The organism is Stenotrophomonas sp. SAM-B, from assembly GCF_013387485.1.
GTDB classification, from domain to species: domain Bacteria; phylum Pseudomonadota; class Gammaproteobacteria; order Xanthomonadales; family Xanthomonadaceae; genus Stenotrophomonas; species Stenotrophomonas maltophilia_AA.
In genome coordinates, this window is sequence record NZ_JABBXB010000046.1 from 1 (window position 1) to 443 (window position 443).

At 52.4% G+C, this 443-nt stretch carries 1 rRNA gene; it reads right to left on the reverse strand.

What is annotated here, in order from left to right:
• A 16S ribosomal RNA gene (locus HH110_RS19165) occupies positions 1-443 on the reverse strand; the annotation flags it as partial.

The window sequence follows — 443 nt, forward strand, 5'->3', positions numbered from 1 at the left end:
ACCCGGGTATCTAATCCTGTTCGATACCCGCACTTTCGTGCATGAGCGTCATTAACGGCCTGGTCGGCTGCCTACGCAATCGGTGTTCTTCGTCATATCTATGCATTTCACCGCTACACGACGAATTCCGCCTGCCTCGACCGTAATCAAGTCCCCCAGTATCAACGGCGGGATGGGGTTGAGCCCCACGATTTTACCGCTGACTTAAGGCACCGCCTGCGCACCCTTTAAACCCAATGAATCCGGATAACGCTCGGATCCTCCGTATTACCGCGGCTGCTGGCACGGAGTTAGCCGATCCTTATTCTCTGTGTACTAGCATCGGTGGTCTCGACCACCTTATTTCTCCACAGCTAAAGAAGTTTACAATACATAATACCTTCATCCTTCACGCGACTTGGCTGGTTCAGGCTTCCGCCCATTGACCAATATTCCTCACTGCT